General features: G+C 71.4%; 18 protein-coding genes and 1 pseudogene. 13 read left to right on the top strand and 6 right to left on the bottom strand.

Annotation, left to right across the window (positions count from 1 at the left end):
* Positions 1-194: 194 nt before the first annotated feature.
* Together ACIRFL_RS06155 and ACIRFL_RS06150 are read right to left on the bottom strand one after the other, a co-directional pair.
* Entirely contained in the window at positions 195-1,760 is a 1,566-nt protein-coding gene (locus ACIRFL_RS06155) for a sodium:solute symporter (RefSeq protein ID WP_404024416.1), read from the bottom strand.
* Positions 1,761-1,768: 8 nt separating this feature from the next.
* The gene (locus ACIRFL_RS06150; protein ID WP_404024414.1) at positions 1,769-2,758 is read right to left on the bottom strand and encodes a BadF/BadG/BcrA/BcrD ATPase family protein; all 990 of its coding nucleotides are present in this window, start codon (positions 2,756-2,758) and stop codon (positions 1,769-1,771) included.
* A gap of 213 nt (positions 2,759-2,971) precedes the next feature.
* On the opposite strand from ACIRFL_RS06150, the gene ACIRFL_RS06145 reads away from it, so the two are divergent.
* From ACIRFL_RS06145 to ACIRFL_RS06135, 3 genes are all read left to right on the top strand, one after another.
* A complete protein-coding gene (locus ACIRFL_RS06145; RefSeq protein ID WP_404024412.1) occupies positions 2,972-3,919 on the top strand; it encodes a MurR/RpiR family transcriptional regulator in 948 nt (315 codons plus the stop codon).
* A gap of 47 nt (positions 3,920-3,966) precedes the next feature.
* Positions 3,967-4,863, top strand: a complete 897-nt coding sequence (gene murQ / locus ACIRFL_RS06140) for an N-acetylmuramic acid 6-phosphate etherase (protein ID WP_404024411.1) — start codon at positions 3,967-3,969, stop codon at positions 4,861-4,863.
* Positions 4,864-4,970: 107 nt separating this feature from the next.
* Positions 4,971-5,537, top strand: coding sequence for a hypothetical protein (locus ACIRFL_RS06135; protein WP_404024440.1), 567 nt, complete (start codon positions 4,971-4,973; stop codon positions 5,535-5,537).
* A 26-nt stretch (positions 5,538-5,563) separates the two neighbouring features.
* On the opposite strand, the pseudogene ACIRFL_RS06130 reads toward ACIRFL_RS06135, so the two are convergent.
* A pseudogene (locus ACIRFL_RS06130) lies at positions 5,564-5,677 on the bottom strand (GntR family transcriptional regulator); the annotation flags it as partial.
* A gap of 92 nt (positions 5,678-5,769) precedes the next feature.
* Here ACIRFL_RS06130 and ACIRFL_RS06125 point away from each other — a divergent pair.
* Positions 5,770-7,008 carry an aminotransferase class V-fold PLP-dependent enzyme gene (locus ACIRFL_RS06125; protein WP_404024409.1) on the top strand — a complete coding sequence of 413 codons (1,239 nt, stop codon included), beginning with the start codon at positions 5,770-5,772 and terminating at the stop codon, positions 7,006-7,008.
* 37 nt (positions 7,009-7,045) lie between these two features.
* Here the strand turns inward: ACIRFL_RS06125 and ACIRFL_RS06120 are convergent, their stop codons facing one another.
* Both ACIRFL_RS06120 and ACIRFL_RS06115 read right to left on the bottom strand, forming a co-directional pair.
* Entirely contained in the window at positions 7,046-8,236 is a 1,191-nt protein-coding gene (locus ACIRFL_RS06120) for a mandelate racemase/muconate lactonizing enzyme family protein (protein ID WP_404024406.1), read from the bottom strand.
* A gap of 630 nt (positions 8,237-8,866) precedes the next feature.
* Positions 8,867-10,054, bottom strand: a complete 1,188-nt coding sequence (locus ACIRFL_RS06115; RefSeq protein ID WP_404024403.1) for an enolase C-terminal domain-like protein — start codon at positions 10,052-10,054, stop codon at positions 8,867-8,869.
* Positions 10,055-10,271: 217 nt separating this feature from the next.
* Between ACIRFL_RS06115 and ACIRFL_RS06110 the strand changes: the two genes are divergently transcribed.
* The 8 genes from ACIRFL_RS06110 (at position 10,272) to ACIRFL_RS06075 (ending at position 17,200) form a co-directional block, all read left to right on the top strand.
* Positions 10,272-11,327: a zinc-binding dehydrogenase gene (locus tag ACIRFL_RS06110; RefSeq protein WP_404024400.1), complete on the top strand. Its 1,056-nt coding sequence runs from the start codon at positions 10,272-10,274 to the stop codon at positions 11,325-11,327.
* A 6-nt stretch (positions 11,328-11,333) separates the two neighbouring features.
* Positions 11,334-12,125 (top strand): SDR family oxidoreductase, encoded by a 792-nt coding sequence (locus tag ACIRFL_RS06105; RefSeq protein ID WP_404024397.1) that lies wholly within the window; start codon positions 11,334-11,336, stop codon positions 12,123-12,125.
* Between the two features lie 2 nt (positions 12,126-12,127).
* Positions 12,128-13,138: a 2-hydroxyacid dehydrogenase gene (locus ACIRFL_RS06100; protein ID WP_404024395.1), complete on the top strand. Its 1,011-nt coding sequence runs from the start codon at positions 12,128-12,130 to the stop codon at positions 13,136-13,138.
* The gene (locus tag ACIRFL_RS06095; RefSeq protein WP_404024392.1) at positions 13,135-14,130 is read left to right on the top strand and encodes a sugar kinase; all 996 of its coding nucleotides are present in this window, start codon (positions 13,135-13,137) and stop codon (positions 14,128-14,130) included. Before ACIRFL_RS06100 ends, ACIRFL_RS06095 begins: the two co-directional genes overlap by 4 nt.
* Before the next feature lie 12 nt (positions 14,131-14,142).
* Positions 14,143-14,895: an IclR family transcriptional regulator gene (locus tag ACIRFL_RS06090; RefSeq protein ID WP_404024389.1), complete on the top strand. Its 753-nt coding sequence runs from the start codon at positions 14,143-14,145 to the stop codon at positions 14,893-14,895.
* Complete coding sequence (locus ACIRFL_RS06085; RefSeq protein WP_404024385.1) at positions 14,892-15,515, top strand: bifunctional 4-hydroxy-2-oxoglutarate aldolase/2-dehydro-3-deoxy-phosphogluconate aldolase; 624 nt, start codon at positions 14,892-14,894, stop codon at positions 15,513-15,515. The genes ACIRFL_RS06090 and ACIRFL_RS06085 overlap by 4 nt, the downstream gene beginning before the upstream one ends.
* 128 nt (positions 15,516-15,643) lie before the next feature.
* Positions 15,644-16,279: a hypothetical protein gene (locus ACIRFL_RS06080; protein WP_404024383.1), complete on the top strand. Its 636-nt coding sequence runs from the start codon at positions 15,644-15,646 to the stop codon at positions 16,277-16,279.
* Positions 16,280-16,399: 120 nt separating this feature from the next.
* On the top strand, positions 16,400-17,200 hold the full coding sequence (locus ACIRFL_RS06075; RefSeq protein WP_404024381.1) for an IclR family transcriptional regulator: 801 nt from the start codon (positions 16,400-16,402) through the stop codon (positions 17,198-17,200).
* A gap of 346 nt (positions 17,201-17,546) precedes the next feature.
* On the opposite strand, the gene ACIRFL_RS06070 is transcribed toward ACIRFL_RS06075, so the two are convergent.
* Positions 17,547-18,326, bottom strand: a complete 780-nt coding sequence (locus ACIRFL_RS06070) for an IclR family transcriptional regulator (RefSeq protein ID WP_404024378.1) — start codon at positions 18,324-18,326, stop codon at positions 17,547-17,549.
* Between the two features lie 167 nt (positions 18,327-18,493).
* Between ACIRFL_RS06070 and ACIRFL_RS06065 the strand changes: the two genes are divergently transcribed.
* The gene (locus ACIRFL_RS06065; protein WP_404024375.1) at positions 18,494-19,549 is read left to right on the top strand and encodes a zinc-binding dehydrogenase; all 1,056 of its coding nucleotides are present in this window, start codon (positions 18,494-18,496) and stop codon (positions 19,547-19,549) included.

Raw genomic sequence — 19,549 nt, 5'->3', positions numbered from 1 at the left:
CGCCCTGCTGGGCTGTCCTCCGGCTGCCACGGGGGTGTGCACCCGGCCGGGGACCGGGAGGTTTCACCGCGCGTTTCCCCTGGGGAACCCGGCGGGGGGGGGGGGGGGGGGGGGGGCCGGGGGGGGGGGGGGGGGGGGGGGGGGGGGGGGGGGGCCCCCCCCCCCCCCCCCCACCGGGTCGGCTGCGTGCCTCGTCACTCGGTGCCGACGGCCGCCGCCGCGCGGTCGGGTCCGGACCCGCCGTCGCCCGCACGGGCCTCGGCGGCCTCGGGGGCGCGGTGGAACAGGCTCATCAGACCGCCGACGACCAGGGTGATCACCACGCCGATCGGGACCAGCCACTGGGCGGCGATCGCGGTGGGTACGGTGGCCCCGGCCACGGTGACGTCGATCTTCACCTGGCGCACGATGTAGGTCATGACCGCGATGGTCACCACGAACGCCACGACGGAGTCGACCTCGTTCGCGCGTCTGACGAGCCGTCCGAGGAGGAACGCGCCGAGGAGCGCGCCGTAGGTGTAGCCGGCGATGGTCAGGCCCGTGAGGTAGACGTTGCCGGTGCTGGTGCTGAAGGCGCAGGCGAACACCGCCATGAGGACCGCCCAGACCAGGGTCATCACCCGGGCGAGTCTGAGCAGGAACTCCTCCGACGGCGTGCCGCGGAAGAAGCTGTGGATGATGTCGGCGACCGTCGAGTTCGACATCGAGTTCAGCGCCGAGGACAGCGAGCCCATCGCCGCGCCGAGGATGCCGGCCACGAGCAGGCCGGAGATCACCACGGGCAGGCCGTGCAGGATGAAGTCCGGGTACAGGTTGTCGGAGCTGGCCAGGCCCAGTTCCTTGAAGCTCCGGCCCTGGTTGTACGACCACAGCAGGGCACCGACCAGGGAGAAAGCGGCGAACTGCACGGTGACGAAGACACCGGAGGCGATCATGGCCTTCTGGCCGTCGCGCAGCGTCCGGGTGGCCAGGATGCGCTGGACGATCAGCTGGTCGGAGCCGTGGCTGGCCATCGCGAAGATGGCACCGCCGATGATCGCGGTCGGCAGGGCGAACGGGCTGGTGAGGATGTGGGCGAGCCCGAAGTCGGTGTCGAACAGCTTGAAGTGGCCGGCGTGCAGGGCGTCCGCGAAGCCGGCACCGCCGACGTGGCTGGAGAGCACCGCGATGGCGAGGATCGCCCCGCCCAGATAGAGACCCATCTGGATGGCGTCGGTCCAGATGACGGCCTTGATGCCGCCGAGGTAGGTGTAGACGACGGTGATCAGGGTGAGGACGACGATGATGACCCGGTAGCCGGCGTGCACTCCGAACTCGTCGAGCAGCAGCTTGATCGGGATCGCGGAGGCGAACAGCCGCACCCCCTCGGCCAGCAGCCGGGTGAAGACGAAGGTCACCGAGGCGAGCCCCTGCATCTTGAGCCCGAATCTGTCCCGCAGGTACTGGTAGGCGCTGACGAACCCGCCGCGCTTGTAGAGGGGGATGAGCACGGTGGCCACGACGACGCGGCCGATGACGTAGCCCAGGGCGAGTTCGACGTTGCCGAAGGCCTGGCCGCTGTAGGCGCCGCCGGGCACGCTGATGACCGTGAGCACGCTGGTCTCGGTGGCCACCACGGAGAACGACACCGTCCACCACGGCATATGGCTCTCACCGACGAAATAGTCCTTCGCCGTCTTCTGCCGGCCGGCCAGCCGCAGTCCGATCACCGCGATGGCGACCAGATAGACGACGACCACCACGAGGTCGAGTTGGCGCACGCTCTCTCCTAAACAGGGGCCGACGGTGTCGACGGCAGGGTGGGGACGAGGGGGGTCGCCCGCCGTACCCGGGCGACATGGGGTTCGTGGGGTGCCGACGCGTCCAGCGCCAGCAGTCCTGCTCCGTCCAGCGGGTCCCCGAGCGGGGCCTGGAGCCGGAGGCGGCGCGGGGAGTCGGTGAGCGCCGAGCGCAGCGGACCGAGGAGCGGTTCGCCGAGGCCGGTGAGCCCGCCGGTGACGGTGACGGCGTCGCCGCCGGTTCGGCGGGCGGCGGCGAGCACGGTCTCGGCGAGCGTTCCGGCGGCGTCCCGCAGGATCGCGGAGGCCGTCGTGTCACCCGCGGCGGCCGCCCGTGCCACGTCCGGGGCGAAGGCCGCGATGGCACGGGCCTGGTTGCCGTCCCAGCTGATGGCCGAGGGCAGTCGGTCCGCCTCGCCGAAGCGCTCGACGGCGGCGGCCAGCAACGCGGTGTCCGGTCCGCGCCCGTCGTGGGCGCGCAGCGCGGCCCGCAGGCCGGCGGCACCGATCCAGGCGCCGCCGCCCTCGTCACCGAGCCAGGGGCCCCAGCCGTCGACGCGGGCGTACGCCCCGTCGTCCCCGATGCCGATGGCGACGGAGCCGGTGCCGATCGCGAGCACCACGCCGGTGCGGCCGCCCAGGGCGCCCGCGTGGGCGGTGATCGCGTCGCTGGTGACGGCCACCTCGTCCACGGGCAGGTCCTCAAGGAGCAGGACGGCCAGGGCGCGGGCCGCCTCCGGTGCGGTGGCCGCCCCCGCCGCGCCGACGCAGACCGTGGCGGGCCGGAGCGAGGGCTCCCGTTCCAGCAGCGGCAGGACGGCGGCGCGCACGGCGGCACGGGCCAGCGCCACTCCGTTCTCGGCGGCGAGCCCGGGAGCTCCGTGCACCTCCTCGGCGGTACGGGCGCGAACGGCGCCGTCGGCCCACAGGGCGGCACGACAGCCGGTCTTGCCCACGTCTACCGCTACTGCTGCTGTCATACGGCATGCCTTCGGTCGGTGGGGATCCATCGCATCGGACGGTCACGGAACGGACGGGGACCGGTGACCGGCGCGGATCGCGGTCCAGCGAGTATCAGAAGGCCGACCTCCACATGTCAATAACTAACCTTGCGAGTTTTTATCCGTAACTTTTTGACGTACCTGGTGCGGCGCGGTTAGCGTGTGCCCCAGCCACTCAGGAGGGAACGACCCATGGCCCGCCGGGAAACACCTCGCACCGCCGCCCAGCCCGCAGAGGACACCTCCCCCACGGAGACCCTGGCGCGCATCCGTGCGGCACTGCCGTCCCTCGCCCCTGCCGAACGACGGGTGGCCGACATCGTCCTGGCCGATCCGGCCCAGGCGGCGGAGCTGTCCATCAGCGCGCTCGGCAAGCAGGCCGAGACCTCGGTGGCCACGGTGATGCGCTTCTGCCGGGCCGTGGGGATCCCCAACTACCCGCAGCTGCGCCTCGCCCTGGCCGCCGCGGCGGCCCGCGAGCACGCACTCGGCGGCAGCCGGCCCGTACCGGGCACCGACATCAGCGCCACCGACACACTCGGCGACATCGTCCGCAAGATCATCTACAACGAGGTGCGCGCCCTGGAGGACACCGGGGCCGGACTCGACACCGAGGCGCTGGGCCGCGCGGTCACCGCGGTGGCCGCGGCCCGCCGCATCGACATATTCGGCGTCGGCGCCAACGCGTTCGTCGGCCAGGACCTGCACCAGAAACTGCACCGCATCGGCCACATGGCCTTCGTCTGGACCGACCGGCACGCCGCCCTGACCGCCACGGCCCTCCTCGGGCCCGGCGACGTCGCCCTGGCCATCTCCCACTCCGGGGAGACCGAGGACACGGTCGAACCCCTCCGGGCCGCCGCGGAACGCGGCGCCACCACCATCGCCCTCACCAACGTGCCGCGCTCCACCCTCGCGCAGAGCGCGGAACTCGTCCTGACGACCTGCGCCCGCGAGACACCCTTCCGATCCGGGGCCACCGTCAGCCGCATCGCCCAACTCGCGCTGATCGACTGCCTGTTCGTCGGCGTCGCGCAGCGATCCTTCGACGCCACGACCACGGCCCTGGAGAAGACCTACGGGGCCGTCCAGCGTCGCCGTCGCCCGCAGGCACAGCGCCGCGCACCGGCCGACGAATGACCCGCGTTCCGCCCACCCGACACCCCCCCCGAAAGGATGCCCGCGCCGTGGACCTGAGCACACTCGGCACCGAGGCCCGCAACGAGCGGACCACAGAACTGGACCGCATGCCGGTCTCCGAACTGCTCTCGGTCATGAACGCCGAGGACCAGACCGTCGCCCTCGCCGTCCGCGACGCCCTCCCGCAGATCGGGGCGGCCGTCGAGGCGGTCACCGAGTCCCTGCGGCGGGGCGGACGGCTCATCTATCTCGGCGCCGGCACCAGCGGCCGCATCGGACTGCTCGACGCCGTCGAGTGCCCGCCGACCTTCGGCACCTCCCCCGAGCAGGTCGTGGGCCTGCTCTCCGGTGGCCCCGGCGCCTTCATCGTGGCGGTGGAGGGAGCCGAGGACGAACCCGCGAGGGCGGTCGACGACCTCGAGAAGATCGGGGTGAACGACCAGGACACGGTCGTCGGGCTCGCCGCCAGCGGCCGTACTCCCTACGTCGTCGGTGGCCTGAAGCACGCCGCCGCCAAGGGCGCCGTCACCGTGTCGGTCGCCTGCAACCGCGACGCGGTGGTCAGCCGCTACGCCGACATCCCCATCGAGGTCCCCACCGGCCCCGAAGTGCTCACCGGATCGACCCGGCTCAAGGGCGGCACCGCCGAGAAGATGGTCTGCAACATGCTCTCGACCGCGTCGATGGTCAAGGTCGGCAAGGTCTACGGAAACCTCATGGTCGACGTCAGGGCCAGCAACGAAAAGCTCGTCGACCGGGCCCGGCGCATCGTCGTCGAGGCCACCGGGGCCGATGCCGACACCGCCGCCGAGGCCCTGCGGGCTGCCGGCGGGCACGCCAAGACGGCCATCGTCATGCTGCTCGCCCACTGCACCGCCGAGGAGGCCGCCCGGCGCCTGGACCTGGCGCACGGCGACACACGCACCGCCATCGGCCGCCCCTGACCTGCGGTGAGCCACATCGCCGGTTCGGCACGGCTGTGGTGGACCTGTGACACGACAGCCCCGGAAGCGGGGACGAACGGTGACATCAAGGCCCCAGGATGGAGCCCGTGGACACGACGAACCGGTCCCAGGCCGTACGGCTGGGCTTTCTGTGGCGTTTCTCGGGCGTGGGGCCGGGCTGCCTCCTGGGCCTTGTGGTGGCCGTCGTGCTCGGCGCGAGCGGCGCGGTGGACCGGCTGGGCGTCGGTCCCAGCCTGCTGATCGTCGCCGCGGTCGTCCCCGTCGTGGCGCTGCCCGCACCCGGCACCTTCTGGGTGCGTGCCGACAGCGGGGGCCTCACCCTCTCCAGGGCACTGCTGCGGCGCCGCTACCGCTGGCACGACATCACGGCCCTGGACATGACCTTCGGCGAGGACCCCGACTCGGACGCGGCCCGCCTCACGATGCGTCTGCGCCTGACCACGACGCCCTCCGACGGCCGCGGCCCCGTGGTCGGCGTCCTCGGCCTCGCCCCCGGCCATCGGCTGCGGGGCACCGAACCGCGGCAGCTCGCGGACCTGTTCACCCTCCTCGCCGCCCATGGTGTCCCCCTCGCCGACCCAGGCTTCGCCGACCGCGTCCTCACCGCCCACGGCCTCCCCCCGCTCGCCCAGACCCACGACCCGACCGACTGATCGCTGCGCGCCCACGCACCGAGCGCGGCGAGCATGCGTACGGCCTCACGCAGGGAGCCGCGCGAGACACCCGGTTCCTCACACGGTTCGCCCTCCGGCGGAAGGCGATCCCCGGTGCCGAAGCGGCCGCTGGAAACCATGCGCGTTGTGTGTCTCGCGGATTCCATGCCAGCATGCCGCAGAACATCAGATCTCTTTCGATCTGCGTCCGATGACATGCGCCTGGAGCGACGTGAGCAAGTCCGATCTCATCACCGCGCCCTCTCCCCTTCTGCTCAAGGACGGCAGGCCCGCGGCGACCGCCTGGTCTCTGGACCGGCAGGTCAGACACCTCAACCACGGGTCGTTCGGAGCCGTCCCGCTCGCGGCCCAGAACGTGCAGGACGGCCTGCGCAGGGAGATGGACGGCAACCCCGGCACATGGTTCCCGCACCTCGCCGCGCGCGTCGCCGAGGCCCGCGTCGCCATCGCCGCGTTTCTGGGGGTCGCGGCGGCGGACCTCGCCCTCGTACCGAACGCCAGCGGCGGCGCGAGTGCCGTCTACCACAGCGTGCCCACCCGGCCCGGCGGGGAGATCCTGGTCACCGATCACGGCTACGGTGCCGTGAGCATGGGTGCCGCGCGGCTGGCCCGCCGCTGGGGCGGCAGGGTGCGGACGGTTCACGTGCCGCTCGCCGCCGGCGAGGACGAAGCCTACGAGGCCGTGATGGGCCAGGCCGGCGACCGGACGGGGCTGATCGTGGTGGACCACATCACCTCCGCCACGGCCCGCCGCATGCCGGTGCAGCGGATCGGGGCCGAGGCGCGGCGCCGCGGCATCCCGCTCCTGGTCGACGGGGCACACGTGCCCGGTCTGCTGGAAGACCCGCTGCAGGGCCTGGACTGCGACTTCTGGATCGGCAACCTCCACAAGTTCGGCTGTGCTCCGCGCGGTTCATCGGTGCTGGTGGCCCGCTCGCCCCTGCGTGCCGACCTCTACCCGCTGATCGACTCCTGGGGCGCCGAGGAGCCGTTTCCCGAACGGTTCGACATCCAGGGCACCCTTGACGCCACGAGCTACCTCGCGACACCCGCGGCGCTGGACTTCATCGAGGACACCTGGGGCTGGCGGACCGCGCGCACCTACATGCGCGGGCTCGCCGACTACGCGGAGCACGTCGTCGGTGCCGCGCTCGCCGAACTGACCGGCCGGGACGAGCCGGTGGACGTCGGCATGCCGGTCGATGCGATGCGGCTGATCCGGCTGCCCGACGGCCTTGCCACCACCCGTGTGGAGGCCGACGGCCTACGCGACCGGGTCGCGCGCGAACTGGGCGTCGCGGCGGCCTTCACCAGTTTCGCCGGCGTCGGCTACCTCCGGCTGTCCACCCACGTGTACAACACCGCCGCCGATTACGAGTACTTCGCCGAGCACTGCGTCCCCGTGCTGGGCGAGTGGTCCGGCGCTGCGACTGGTCGAGGGGAGCGTTGACCATGCCGACCGGAGGTGACCAGCGGCGGGGCGTGTCTCAGGAGCGGCTGCCGAACGTCTGCGACTCCCGAGTCCAGGCGGCGGCCTGTTCGCTGAGCGACAGCCCGAGTCCCCCGCGGTTCGGGATGATCAACCGGCCGTCCCTGACGTCCAGGCGTTCGTTGAACATCGGCTCAAGCCACTCGAAGTGCTCCACCCAGGCGGTGCCCGGGTAGGCGGCCGACAGATGGCCGTGGATCTCCATCACGAAGTGCGGTGCGAGCGCGAGGCCCTTGTGGTCGGCGAGTGCCGCGATCCGCAGGAACGGGGTGATGCCTCCCACCCTGGGCGCGTCGGGCTGCACGAAGTCGGACGCGCCGGCCTCGATGAGCGTGGCGTGCTCGCCGACGCTGGTGAGCATCTCGCCCGTGGCGATGGGAGTGTCGAGCGTGGCGGCGAGGGACGCGTGGCCGTCGGCATCGTAGGCGTCGAGGGGTTCCTCGATCCAGGTGAGACGGAACTCCTCCAGAACGCGGCCGACGCGGGTCGCGGTGATGCGGTCCCACTGCTGGTTGGCGTCGACCATCAGAGGAACGCCGTCACCGAGATGTGCGCGGACCGCTTCGACGCGCTTGAGGTCGACGGACGGATCCGGTGATCCGACCTTGAGCTTGATGCCGCCGATCCCGCGGCTGCGAGCCAGGTCGACATTGTCGAGCACCTGCTCCAGAGGCGTGGAGAGGTAGCCGCCGCTGGTGTTGTAGATGTCGACGCTGTCCCGGTGCGCGCCCAGCAGCTTCGCGAGGGGCAGCCCGGCGCGCCGCGCCTTGAGGTCCCACAGGGCGATATCGAAGGCGGCGATTCCCTGCACCGCCACGCCGCTGCGCCCCATGGAGGCACCCGCCCACACCAGCTTGTTCCACAGCCGGCCGATGTCGCTGGGATCCTCACCGATCAGCTCCGGGGCTATCTCCTTGGCGTGGGCGTAGAGGGCGGGGCCGCCGGCACGCTTGGAGTAACTGAAGCCCAGCCCGTGGTGGCCGCCCTCGGTGGTGACCTCGGCGAACAGGAAGGCGATCTCGGTGAGCGGCTTCTGACGTCCCGTCAGCACCTTGGCGTCGCTGATGGGCGCGTGCAGCGGCAGGTGGACCAGGGACAGGCGGACGGATGCGATGCGGTCGGTGGTGGCTTCCCCGGGCGCGGGCGCCCAGGGCTTGAACTCCACCGAGTCGCTGGGGGCGATGCTCATTGCGTGCTCCTTGCTGAACGGGACGTCCATGGAGGTCATGGACCAGGGGGTGTGCGGGGTGCCGTCCGGGGTGCGCGGGCGGGTGCTCCGCTGCCGGGCACGGCGGTGTCAGGCGTTTCCTGTCGGCAACTCGCCCGTGGGGAGCCTGACCTGGGAGGTGGCCCTGAGGTCACCGCGGCCAGGTACGAACCGACGGCCGCGGCACCCAGCCTCGCCACCAGCAGCGACTTGCGCCGGTCCGTGCGTTCCCCGACGCGGGCCGGCAGGAACATCGTGACGGCGGCGAACACCCACGGCACCGATGTGTCCTGCCGCACCGGGAACTCCGCCGCCGCCAGGGGGAGATGTCATGCGCAGCCTTCTTCCGTCGTCGTTGACACGGCCCAGTTGCCCCACCTCAGTCCCATTGAATGGGATTAAATGTCGCCCAGCGGGACGATCAGTTAACGTAGGAGTGTCCGCGACAACATGTCAAGGATGTGGACGCAGGCCGGGCGACAGCACGGACCACCCCGGGCTCGTCGAGGGCAGGAGTTACGCCCTGCCGCCACGGGGTGCGGGCCGCCGCCCTTGAACGCACAAGCGCCCCGGGTGGGTTGCCCGGGGCGCCTGCCGATTTCCGAGGGGTGATCACTCCTGCCAGTCGGCCAGCTCCGGCAGGGCCTGCGGGTTGATCGTCAGACCGATCCCCGGGGCGGTGGGCAGTTCGGGCGCGCCGTCGCGGACTTCGGGCTCACCGAGGAAGAGGGCGTCGACGCGCTCGCCGGCCCCCCAGTACGAGGGGTTGGTGAGGTGTTCGATCCAGCCGCAGTTGGGCTGGGGGAGCACCACATGCAGGGTGGCCGCCGAGTACACATGCGGAATGACCTCGATGTTCGCCCCGGAAGCCAGCTGGCAGACCCGGCGCAGTTCGGTGATGCCCCCGACGCGGTGCACGTCCGGCTGGAGGACGTCGGCCGCGCCCGCGTCCAGGAGTTGCTGGAAGCCGTGCCGGGTGAACTCGTGCTCCCCCGTCGCGATCGGCACCAGGCCCAGGTCGCGCAGCATCGCATGGCCGCAGATGTCGTCGGGGATGAGCGGTTCCTCCACCCAGCGCAGCCCGAGACCGGCCAGCCCGCGCACCATTGCCGTGGCGAACGGCCGGTCCCACCCCATGTAGGCGTCGCTCATCAGCTCGATGCGGTCGTCGAGTTCGTCCCGGATCGCTTCGATGTAGCGCAGGTTGGCGAGCAGTCCGGCGCGTCCGTCGGCGGGCCCGTAGGGGAAGTTGGCCTTGACGCCGGTGTATCCGCGCTCGGCGTAGTCGCGTGCCATGCGGCGCACTTCGCGCAGGTCGTCGTCGGGCTGCACCTTGCTGGCGTAGGCGCGGACGGGCTTGCCGGAGGGTCCGCCCAGGAGCTGGTACACGGGCCGGCCCGCCGACTTGCCGAGTGCGTCCCAGACGGCGATGTCGATGGCGCTCATCGCCTCGACGGCTGCACCTTTGCGGCCGTAGACGATCGAGGAGCGGTACATCTGCTCCCAGATCTGCTCGGTGGCATGGGCGTCCAGGCCGGTGGCGATCCTGCCCAGATGGGCGTTGACCATCAAGGTGGCGGCTCCGATGCCGTCCTCGGAGTAGCCGAGCCCGGTGGTGCCGTCCGCCAGGGTGACGCGGACGACGACCACACCCTGCGGCCATGTGTACCAGGACCAGCCGTCGCCCCGGCGCGGAAACTCGTTCATCGGGCTCGGCCCGCGGACGCTCTTCTGCTGCTGCCAGAAGTTCCCCCACATCGAGCGGGGAACATGTCGCGCTTCAACGCTGACGATCTCCATGTGGAACCTCGTTGCTAGGTGGCTGGTGCTGGTGGTGCGCGCGGCGGGCCGCCGGTGCGGGCAGGTACCGGATTCCCGGGGCCGGGCCGTTGACATGGTAAGCAGAAGCCACCTAGTTTTTGCATATGCTGCGACAGCGTTGCAAATGCTGCAACAAGATCACTGAATGGGAGTTCACCCGAACCCGTCGCGGCAGGCATCGAGAAGGCGGTTGGCAGTGAACACACAGACCATGCGGGCCATCAGGTGGACCGGACCCGGCGAACTGGCCCTGGACACCGTTCCCGTGCCCTCCCCCGGGCCTGGCTGGGTGCTGGTCAAGGTGACCCGGGTCGGCATCTGCGGTTCGGACCTCGCCATCTGGCACGGCGAGCACGCCCGCGCCCGGCCCGGAGTCGTCATCGGCCACGAGTTCGCCGGTGTCGTCGCCGACGCCCCGGGCGGCACCGCACTCGCCGTCGGCACGCGCGTCGCCATCCGCCCGCTCATCGCCTGCCACGACCGGGGCACCACACCCCCGTGCCGGCCGTGTGCCTCCGGGAACTCCCATGTGTGTGCCCGGCTCGGCCTCTACGGCGTCGACGAGCCGGGCGGCCTCGCCCAGTACGTCCAGGTCCGCGCGGAAGCCGCCCATCCCTTCCACAGCGATGTGCCCGACGACCTCGCCGTGCTGGCCGAACCGCTCGCCGTCGCCGTGCACGCCGTCGCCCGCTCCGGCCTGCGGCCAGGCGACACCGTCGCGGTCTTCGGTGCCGGACCGATCGGGCTGCTCACGGCCCTGGTCGCCAGGCACCGCGGAGCCCACCGGGTCATCCTCGTGGAACCCAACGAATGGCGTCGGCGCACCGCTGAGGGACGCGGCTTCACCGTGCTGCCGGCGGGGCCCGAAGCCCCCCGGCAGGTCAAGGAGCTGACCGGCGGAGACGGTGCCGACATCGTCTTCGACTCCGCCGGCCACAGCGCGGTCGCCCTCCAGGTCACCGACGCGGCCCGGATCCAGGGCACCGTCGTCGTCGCCGGGGTCCACAAGCAGCCACCGGCCGTCGACCTGCGCGGCATCAACTTCGCCGAGCAGCGTCTGATCGGCACCCGCGTCTACGCACGCGAGGACTTCCTGACCGCCGTCGCCCTGCTGGAGAAGGACGAACTCGGGCTGTCGGCCCTGCCCACGACGACCTTCCCGCTCGACCGGAGCGAAGCGGCCTTCCAGGCCGCGGAGCAGGGCGAAGGCAGCGTCAAGATTCTCATCGAACCGAACCACGACGGAAGCTGATCACCCATGCCCGCATCCGCCCTTTCCACCGCCACCCGCGCACCGGGTGCCTGGATCGTAGGAGCCTCCAGCGGAATCGGCCGCGCCACGGCCGAACGCCTGGCCCGCGACGGATACGTCGTCGCCGTCTCCGGGCGCCGCACGGCACTCCTCGACGAGGTGGTCGAGGCCATCACGGCGCAGGGCGGCCGAGCGCACGCCGTCCCGGTCGACGTCACCGACGCGGCCTCCGTCGAGGCCGCCCATGCCCGCGTCGCCGCCGCGCTCGACGGCCCTCTCGAACTCCTCGTCTGCTCCGCCGGAACCAACGTCCCGGGCCGGTGGTGGTCCGACCTCACACCCGCCGGCTTCGACCAGGTCGTGGACACCAACCTCAACGCGGTCACCCGCTGTGTCCTCACCGTGCTCCCCGGCTTCCGGCGAGCCGGCTTCGGCCAGGTCGTCGTCGTCTCGTCCTGGGCCGGATGGCAGTACATGTCCGCCGCCGGAGCCGCCTACGGGTCCAGCAAGACCGCCCTCGGGGCCCTCGTGCAGAGTCTCAACGACCAGGAGGGACGCTCCGGTATCCGGGCCACCCACCTGTGCCCGGGCGAGGTCGTCACCGACATCCTGCGCACCCGGCCGGTCCCTCCGCCCGAGGACGAGATGGCCCGCATGCTGGATGCCGACGATGTCGCCGAAGCGGTCAGCTGGCTGGCCGGGCTGCGCGCCAAGGTGTGCGTCAACGAACTCGTCCTCACCCCCGTCCACAACCGCATGTACGTCGACACCAGTGCCTACCCTCCCCGGGAGACCTGAGCATGACCGCCCGACTGACGGCCGTGGTCACCGACGACAATGTCTGGCCCTGGCTGCGTGAGGACACCACGCTGACGAACCACGGCGTCGACATGTGCTTCGTCCCGCTGGCCGACGGCGAGCGGCTGAGAGGCCAGCTGGCGACCGCCGACGCCTGCGTCAGCGTGTTCTTCCCGGCAGACCTGGCCCGAAGCGCCGGCCGGCTGCGGCTGCTCCAGGTCACCGCCGCCGGCACCGATCACATCGCCTGGCCGCATCTGCCCGCCACCGTCACGGTCGCCAACTCCTTCGGCCACGGACGCTCCGTCGCCGAACACGTACTGATGACGCTGCTCGCCGGCCGCCGGGACCTGCTGTGGCGCGATGCGCGGCTGCGTCGAGGACACTGGCACACCCGGCTGGTCGACCCGCATGCGCCGTCGTTCCGCAACCTTCCGGGCGCCACCGTCGGCGTCGTCGGAACCGGCCACATAGGACGGTCCATCGCACAGCTGTGCGCGGCTGTCGGCATGCGTCCCATCGGAATCCGGCGCTCGGCCGCGCACCGCACGACCGACGACCCGGACTTCGACTGGGTGGACGGGCCTCACGCCCTGCACGAACTCCTGCGCGAGGCCGACGTACTGGTACTGGCCTGTCCCCTGGACGACTCCACGCGCCATATGATCGGCGCCCGTGAACTCGACCTGCTCGGCCCCGACGGCATCCTGGTCAACGTCGGCCGCGGGGCACTGGTCCAGGAGCCCAGCCTCTACGACGCGCTGAGCGGCCGGCGCCTGAAGGCGGCAGCGCTCGACGTGTGGACGACACCGGCCGACGCTCGTCGCACCCCCGCCTCACCCCTGCCCTTCCACGAACTCAGCAACGTGATCATGACACCGCATTTCTCCGCCACCGCCGAGGACACCTACCGCGACCGCGCCCTGGAAGTCGCGGACAACCTCAAGCGCATGGCCGCGCAGCAGCCGCTGCGCAACGTGGTCCGCACGGCAGAAACGGGGACCCACGGATGAACCCCACCCAGCCGATCACCACCGACGTCCTCACCATCGGCGAGACCATGGTGATGGTCACCCCACAGGACGGCGGCCGTCTCGACGCGGAGTCCAGCTTCGTCCTGCGGCCCGGCGGCGCCGAGTCCAACGTCGCCGCGCTCCTTGCCGAACTGGGCCACCGCACGCACTGGGCCGGCGCGCTGGGCGCCGACCGGCTGGGCGACATCGTCGTCACCGTGCTGTCCGGACACGGAGTGGACACATCGCTCGTACGCCGTGACCCCGACCGGCCCACCGCCGTCTACTTCAAGGACCCCACACCTGACGGCACGGAAGTCGCCTACTACCGCAACGGCTCGGCGGCCGCCGGCATGAGCATCGCCGACTCCGCGGCCTGGCACCGGGTGAGCCCGCGTCTCGTGCACCTGTCCGGTGTGCTGCCCGCCCTGTCCCCGACCTGCGCCCAGCTCACCCGCCGCATCGTGCTCGACCGTCCCTGGGGGGACACCCCGATCAGCTTCGACGTCAACCACCGGCCGGTGTTGTGGGAACGTGCGAGCGGCACCGCGGATCCCCGTGAGCGGGCCGCCGCGACACTGCTCGATCTCGCCCAGCACAGCGACGTCGTCTTCGTCGGACGCGACGAGGCCGCCGCGCTCTGGGGCACCACCGACGCCAAGAGCGTGCGGGCCCTGATCGACAAGCCGGAGCATCTCGTCGTGAAGGACGCCGCCGTCGAGGCGGTCTCCTTCACCGGGACCAGCACCACCCGGGTGCCCTCCCGGCGGGTCGATGTCGTCGACCCGGTCGGGGCCGGGGACGCCTTCGCCGCCGGCTGGCTGAGTGGATGGCTCAGCGGGCGCCATGACACCCTGCGTCTGCGGCTCGGACACTACGCCGCCGCGCAGGTCCTCGCCTCCGCGTCCGATCTGGTGCCGCTCCCACCGGCGGGGGAAGTGATCGCCTTGCTCGAGGACGAGGCCAACCGCGTATCCCAGGACAGCAATTAAGGACTCGCATCCATGTCGCAAACAGTCGCCCGCGCCATCGACATCATCGGCTTCGTCTCCAGGCAGCCGCGCTCCCTCAACGAGGTGGCCGAACACGTCGGTGTGCACAAGTCGACGGCTCTGCGGCTCCTGCAGACCCTTGAGGAAGCGGGATTCGTCCGCAAGGACGCCGGCGGCCACTACGCGATGGGTTTCCAGCTGATCGCGTACGGCCAGCTCGCCCTCGACCAGGTCGAGGCCCGGTCCCTCGCCCACCCCGTGCTGCAAGAGCTGGCCGACCGCCACGGCCACACCGTCCACCTCGGCGAACTCGTCGGCGACCGCGTCATCTACGTCGACAAGATCGACGGCAGGGGCAGCGTCGCCATGGGCTCCCGCATCGGCCTTCAGGCACAGACCCACACGGCGGCCGTGGCCAAGGTGATCACCGCCTACCAGGACGCGACGACCCGGGAGCGCATCCTCGGCCAGGCCACGTTCGAACGCTTCACCGAGACCACGCGCACCAGCCGCGAGTCCCTGGAGGAGGATCTGCGCCAGACCCGCGACCGCGGCTGGGCCGAGGACGACGGCGAGCACGAGGGCTACATCAACTGCATCGCCGTCCCCGTCTTCGACGCCCGGGGAAAGGCGACCCACGGCATCTCCGTCACCGCCCTGTCCGCCGTCGCCCCGCTCGCCGAACTCCGCGCCCAGCTCGATGAGTTCCGCAAGGCCGCCCAACGGATCAGCTCCAAGCTGGGCTGGAAAGGAAATACTCCATGACCGCTGCCGACCGCAGTGACGCCTTCTTCGCCCAGCACCTGGCCGCAACGCCCGTCATCGGCATATTCCGCGGTCAGGACCCCGCCACCACCGTCGAACTGTGCGAGCACGCCTGGGATTTCGGCGTGGACCTCGTCGAGATACCCGTCCAGTCCCCGTCCGCCCTCCCGTCGCTGAGGGCAGCGGTGGAAGCCGCCCGCGCCCGCGGCAAGCACATCGGAGCCGGCACGGTCACCAGCGCCGAGCGGGTGCGCGCGGTCATGGACATCGGTGCGGCCTTCACCGTGGCCCCGGGGCTGCACCCCGAAGTCATCGAGGCTTCGGCGCAGGCCGGCCTGCCCCATCTGCCGGGCGTCGCCACCGCCACCGACATCGCGGCCGCCCTGGCCCTGGGCCACACCTGGCTGAAGGCGTTCCCGGCCCGGCAGCTCGGACCGGACTGGGTCACCGCTCAGCTCGCGCCCTTCCCCGACGCCCACTTCGTCGCCACCGGCGGAATCAGCGCGGACAACGCCGCCGCGTTCCTGTCGGCCGGATGCGCCGCCGTCGCGGTGGGCTCTGCGCTGGCCGACCCTGCCGCCCTGCCCCGGCTGCGAGAGGCGGTGAGCCCCGTGCGCTGACACCCCGCGCCCCAGCATCCGCTCCGCTCGCCACACACCCCGCGCTCCAGCATCCGCTCCGCTCGCCACACACCCCGCCTGCCCCCGTGCGGGTCCCGCGCCCGGTCAGCGGACACCACCGCCTCGCCGTGCTCGAACCACGCCCGAGGCGGTCCTGCCGCAGCACACCTCGTCACCGGGCCCATCCCCTGCGCCCGGCGGCGGAACTACAGCGGCTCCAGGCCCCGCCCATCCGCTCCCGCCTGCCGCCGGCCCAAGCCCACCACCCCGGCACGACGCATGACGGGCCGCTCCGCCGTCACCACCCCGCCGTTCCGGAACACCCCCCGGCACGCGCCTTCGAGCCGCACACCCGTACAGCGGCGTCGCACTGCATTCCGCCGTACTTCCTTCTGCTGCAGACCGAACAGCCGGTGCTCATCGTCGTCGCCATGACGGTCGCCTACGGCATCGGGCAGAGCGCGATGCTCGGCGCGCAGTCGGCCTTCCTGTCCGAACTCTTCGAGACGCGTTACCGGTTCACGGCGATCGCCTTCTCCCGCGAGCTGAACGTCATGGTGCTGGGAGGCACAACTCCCTTCATCGCCACCGCGCTGGTGGCGGCGGCCGACGGCCCCTGGCTGGTGGTCGCCTTCGTCGTGGTCTGCCAGGCCCTGACGTTGCTGTCCCTCGTGCTGGCGCGCTCGCCGCGGACCCGGGCCGAGCGGGAGGACGCCGAGGAACTGGGCGACGGCGGCCGTACGAAGCTCATCTCCCGGACCTGACACCCGCCACACAGGGGCACCCGTCCGGTGCCGACACCGCCGGTGTCCCCTCGCAGCCGTCGGCACCGGGTGAGCGCGCTAGTCTCAGTGACTGACATCGCGTTTCACTCGGAGGCCGTCATGCGCTCGCCCGCCACCCCCTCCACGGTCCTCGCCCCGGGAGCGGGCGCCCTGGACCGCGGACTGGCCATGCTCGATCATCTGGGCGTCGTAGGAACCTGCACCACCCAGGACCTGGCAGCGGCGCTCGGCCTGAGCCGCAGCACCGCCTACCGGCTCGTCGACCGTCTGGTCGAACAGGGATGGCTGGCCCAGGAACCGCGCAGCGGACTGCTCCGCCTCGGGCCGTCCGCTGCGCGGCTGGCCTCCGCGGCCATCCGTTCCACCGGTCTGAACGAACAGGCAGTACCCGTTCTCACCCGTCTGATGCGCCAGACCCAGGAGACCGCGAGTCTCGCGGTGCCCAACGGCGCCACCATGGTGTTCGTCCACCGTGAGAGGGGCCCGCGGCCGGTCGCGGTGACGGGAGAGCTGGGTGTCGCCCGGCCCCTGCACTCCACCTCGCTCGGCCGCTCGTATCTCGCGGGCCTTTCCCAGACGCGGCTGGAGGAGAAGCTGGCCGAACTGGTGGCCTCCGCGGACTCACCCGTCGACGCGGACTCGGTCGGCTCCCTGCGCTCGGTCGTCGAGGCCACCAGGGAGCGGGGCTGGGCCGAGGACCGCCGCGAGTTCGACGAGTCGAGCTGCTGCTGTGGTGCCGCCGTGTACGACCACACCGGAATGCCGGTGGCGGCGATCAGTGTGGCGGGTGTGGCCGAACGCATGGAGGGGGTGCTGGACGAGGTGGGGCCTTTGGTGGCGCAGGCCGCTGCCGAGATCTCGGCGGCCCTCGGCTACGTCGATCGCGGCGCGGCCGGTTGAGTTCGCGGGCGCCTGCGGTGCCCGGACGGCACACCGCGGCCAGGTCCTGCGGATGCGATGCCGGCCGGGATCGACACGGTGAAGGGCCTTGTCGACGGACCCTGTTGGGGGTTCAGCGGGTGCCGTCGGCGTAGTCAGCCTCGGAGTGCGGACGCGGCACGTGCGGCGTCATGCGGTACCCGTTGGCCGCATAGTCGAAGCCCTGCAGGGTCACCTAGTCCCGGCCGTCGGCGGACGTCCCGGACTCGGAACCCCGGCGGGCTGCGGCGACCTCCCCGAGTGATCGGCCGCGAGCGGCCGGCCCGCGCACCGGTGCTCTTGCCGGAACCACGGACATGCCCTTGGCTCAGTCCGCCGATTCGACCTGTGCGTGTCCCAGTTCGGCGGAGAACCGGTGTGCCACCGCCTGGACCTCGGCGGCGAGTTGGTCGAGCGAGAGATTCTGGGTGCCGGCCACCGTGGCGACACCGATGGCCGCGACCGCACTTCCGTCGCCGGTCCGCACGGGCGCCGCGACGCACTCGATGCCCGATGTGGTGGAGCCGACCTCCACGGCGTAGCCCGCCGTGCGTACGTCGGCGAGCAACGAGGTCAACTGCTCGAAGGAGTCGAGCCTGACGTCCGTGCGCTGCGGCCAGCTGTACTCGGCGAACCGTGCACGCAACTCGCTGTGGTCCAGGAAGGCCAGGATGGAGCGCCCGACAGCGGTGAGATGGGCCGGCAGCCGGGTCCCCACGTCGGTGACGAGACGGATGCCCGATCCCTGCGGTTCCCGCTTGTCCAGGTAGAGCACATCGGTTCCCTGGAGGACCGCCAGATGGCTGGTCTGCCCGGTCCGCGCCGTCAACGCGCTGAGGTGGCGCTGTCCTTCGTACTGGAGGTGTCCGGTGCGCAGATAGGCGGCACCGATCTCGAGCGCGCTGATCCCGAGGGACCACACCCGGCGATCGGGCCAGTAGGCCACATAACTCATGTCGCGCATGACGTTGAGCAGATGATGTGTGGTGCTCTTCGGCAGGTCCAGCGCCGCGGCGATCTCCAGCGCGGACAGCGGCGTGACCCGCCGGCTCAGCAGATCCAGGACCGCCATGACACGCTCGGCGGACTTCACTTTGCTGCTCGACACCAAGCACCACCTAACTCATCGCGGCCCGCTGCGGGCAGCCGGCGCCCGGCACATGTCGGGCCGGACAACCGACGGCCGAGGTCTTCCGTACGGGCGCACCCTGTCGTATGGTTCGGGACAAGTCGAGACTCTAGTCTTAGATACGAGACAGGGCAAGGGTACCCGCAATGGCACGAGCATTGCTGATGGATCAAGATCTCGCGCTGACCGTCGCCGAGCGGCCTCCGGTCGCCCCCGATCCGGGTGACGTGGTCGTTCAGGTCGCCTGGGCGGGTGTCTGCGGATCGGACCTGCACGTCATGCGGACCGGGGACTGGGTCGAGTACTGGCCGGCCACGCTCGGCCACGAGGTGGCGGGCTGGATCGTCACCTCCCGGGCTCCCGGGCTGGCCGAGGGCATGCCCGTGGTGGTGGACTCGCGCATCCCGTGCGGTGTGTGTGACGGCTGCGGCCGTGCCGCGCGGTTGTGCACCGCCATGGCCTGGCTCGGGGAACGCAGGCCCGGCGGCTATGCCGATCGTCTGACGGTGCCCGCCCACATGGTTCATCCCGTCCCCGCGGGGCTCGACCTGTCCGTGGCCGTCCTGGCCGAGCCGCTGGCCGTGACCATGTCCGCGCTGGACCGTGTTCACCAGGCTCCGCGGTCGGTGCTGGTCGTCGGGTACGGCCCGATCGGCGCGTTCTGCCACACCGAGGTGACGCGCCGCTGGCCCGAGGCACCCGTCGCCGTCGTGGAACCCTCGCCGGCGCGCTCCCGCCTCGCCGCCGCGCGAGGGGTCCCGGCCGCGGCGGCCATGTCCGACCTGCCGGGTAACGACGACGGGCCGCCCCGGTTCGACCTGGTCATCGACGCCGCCGGCTACCCGGGGAGCCTGTCGGACGCGCTGTCCTCGGTCACCTCCGGCGGAACGGTTCTCCTTGTGGCGCTCTCCTCGAAGCCCACGCCGGTCACCCCGTCCGCGATCGTCGAGCAGTCGGTGAACATCACCGGTAGCGTCGGGTTCGACACCGCACATCTGCACCGGGCCCTGGACGCCTTGGCCGCCGATCCCGGCCGCTACAGCACCCTCGTCACTCACCGGGTCCCGCTGGCCGACCTGCCGGCGTTCCTCGCCGAAGGAGTCCAGCGCACCGCCGGAAAGGTCATCGTGTCCTGCGACCCGCACACACCCGCACACCCGGACCCGCAGCGAACTCCGTCGGCACAGCGGCGGAGGTCCTGA

It is taken from the genome of Streptomyces sp. NPDC102462 (assembly GCF_044765425.1).
GTDB lineage: Bacteria > Actinomycetota > Actinomycetes > Streptomycetales > Streptomycetaceae > Streptomyces.
Note: the sequence above shows the minus strand (reverse complement) of the source record. Positions and strands in the feature narration are given on the sequence as shown.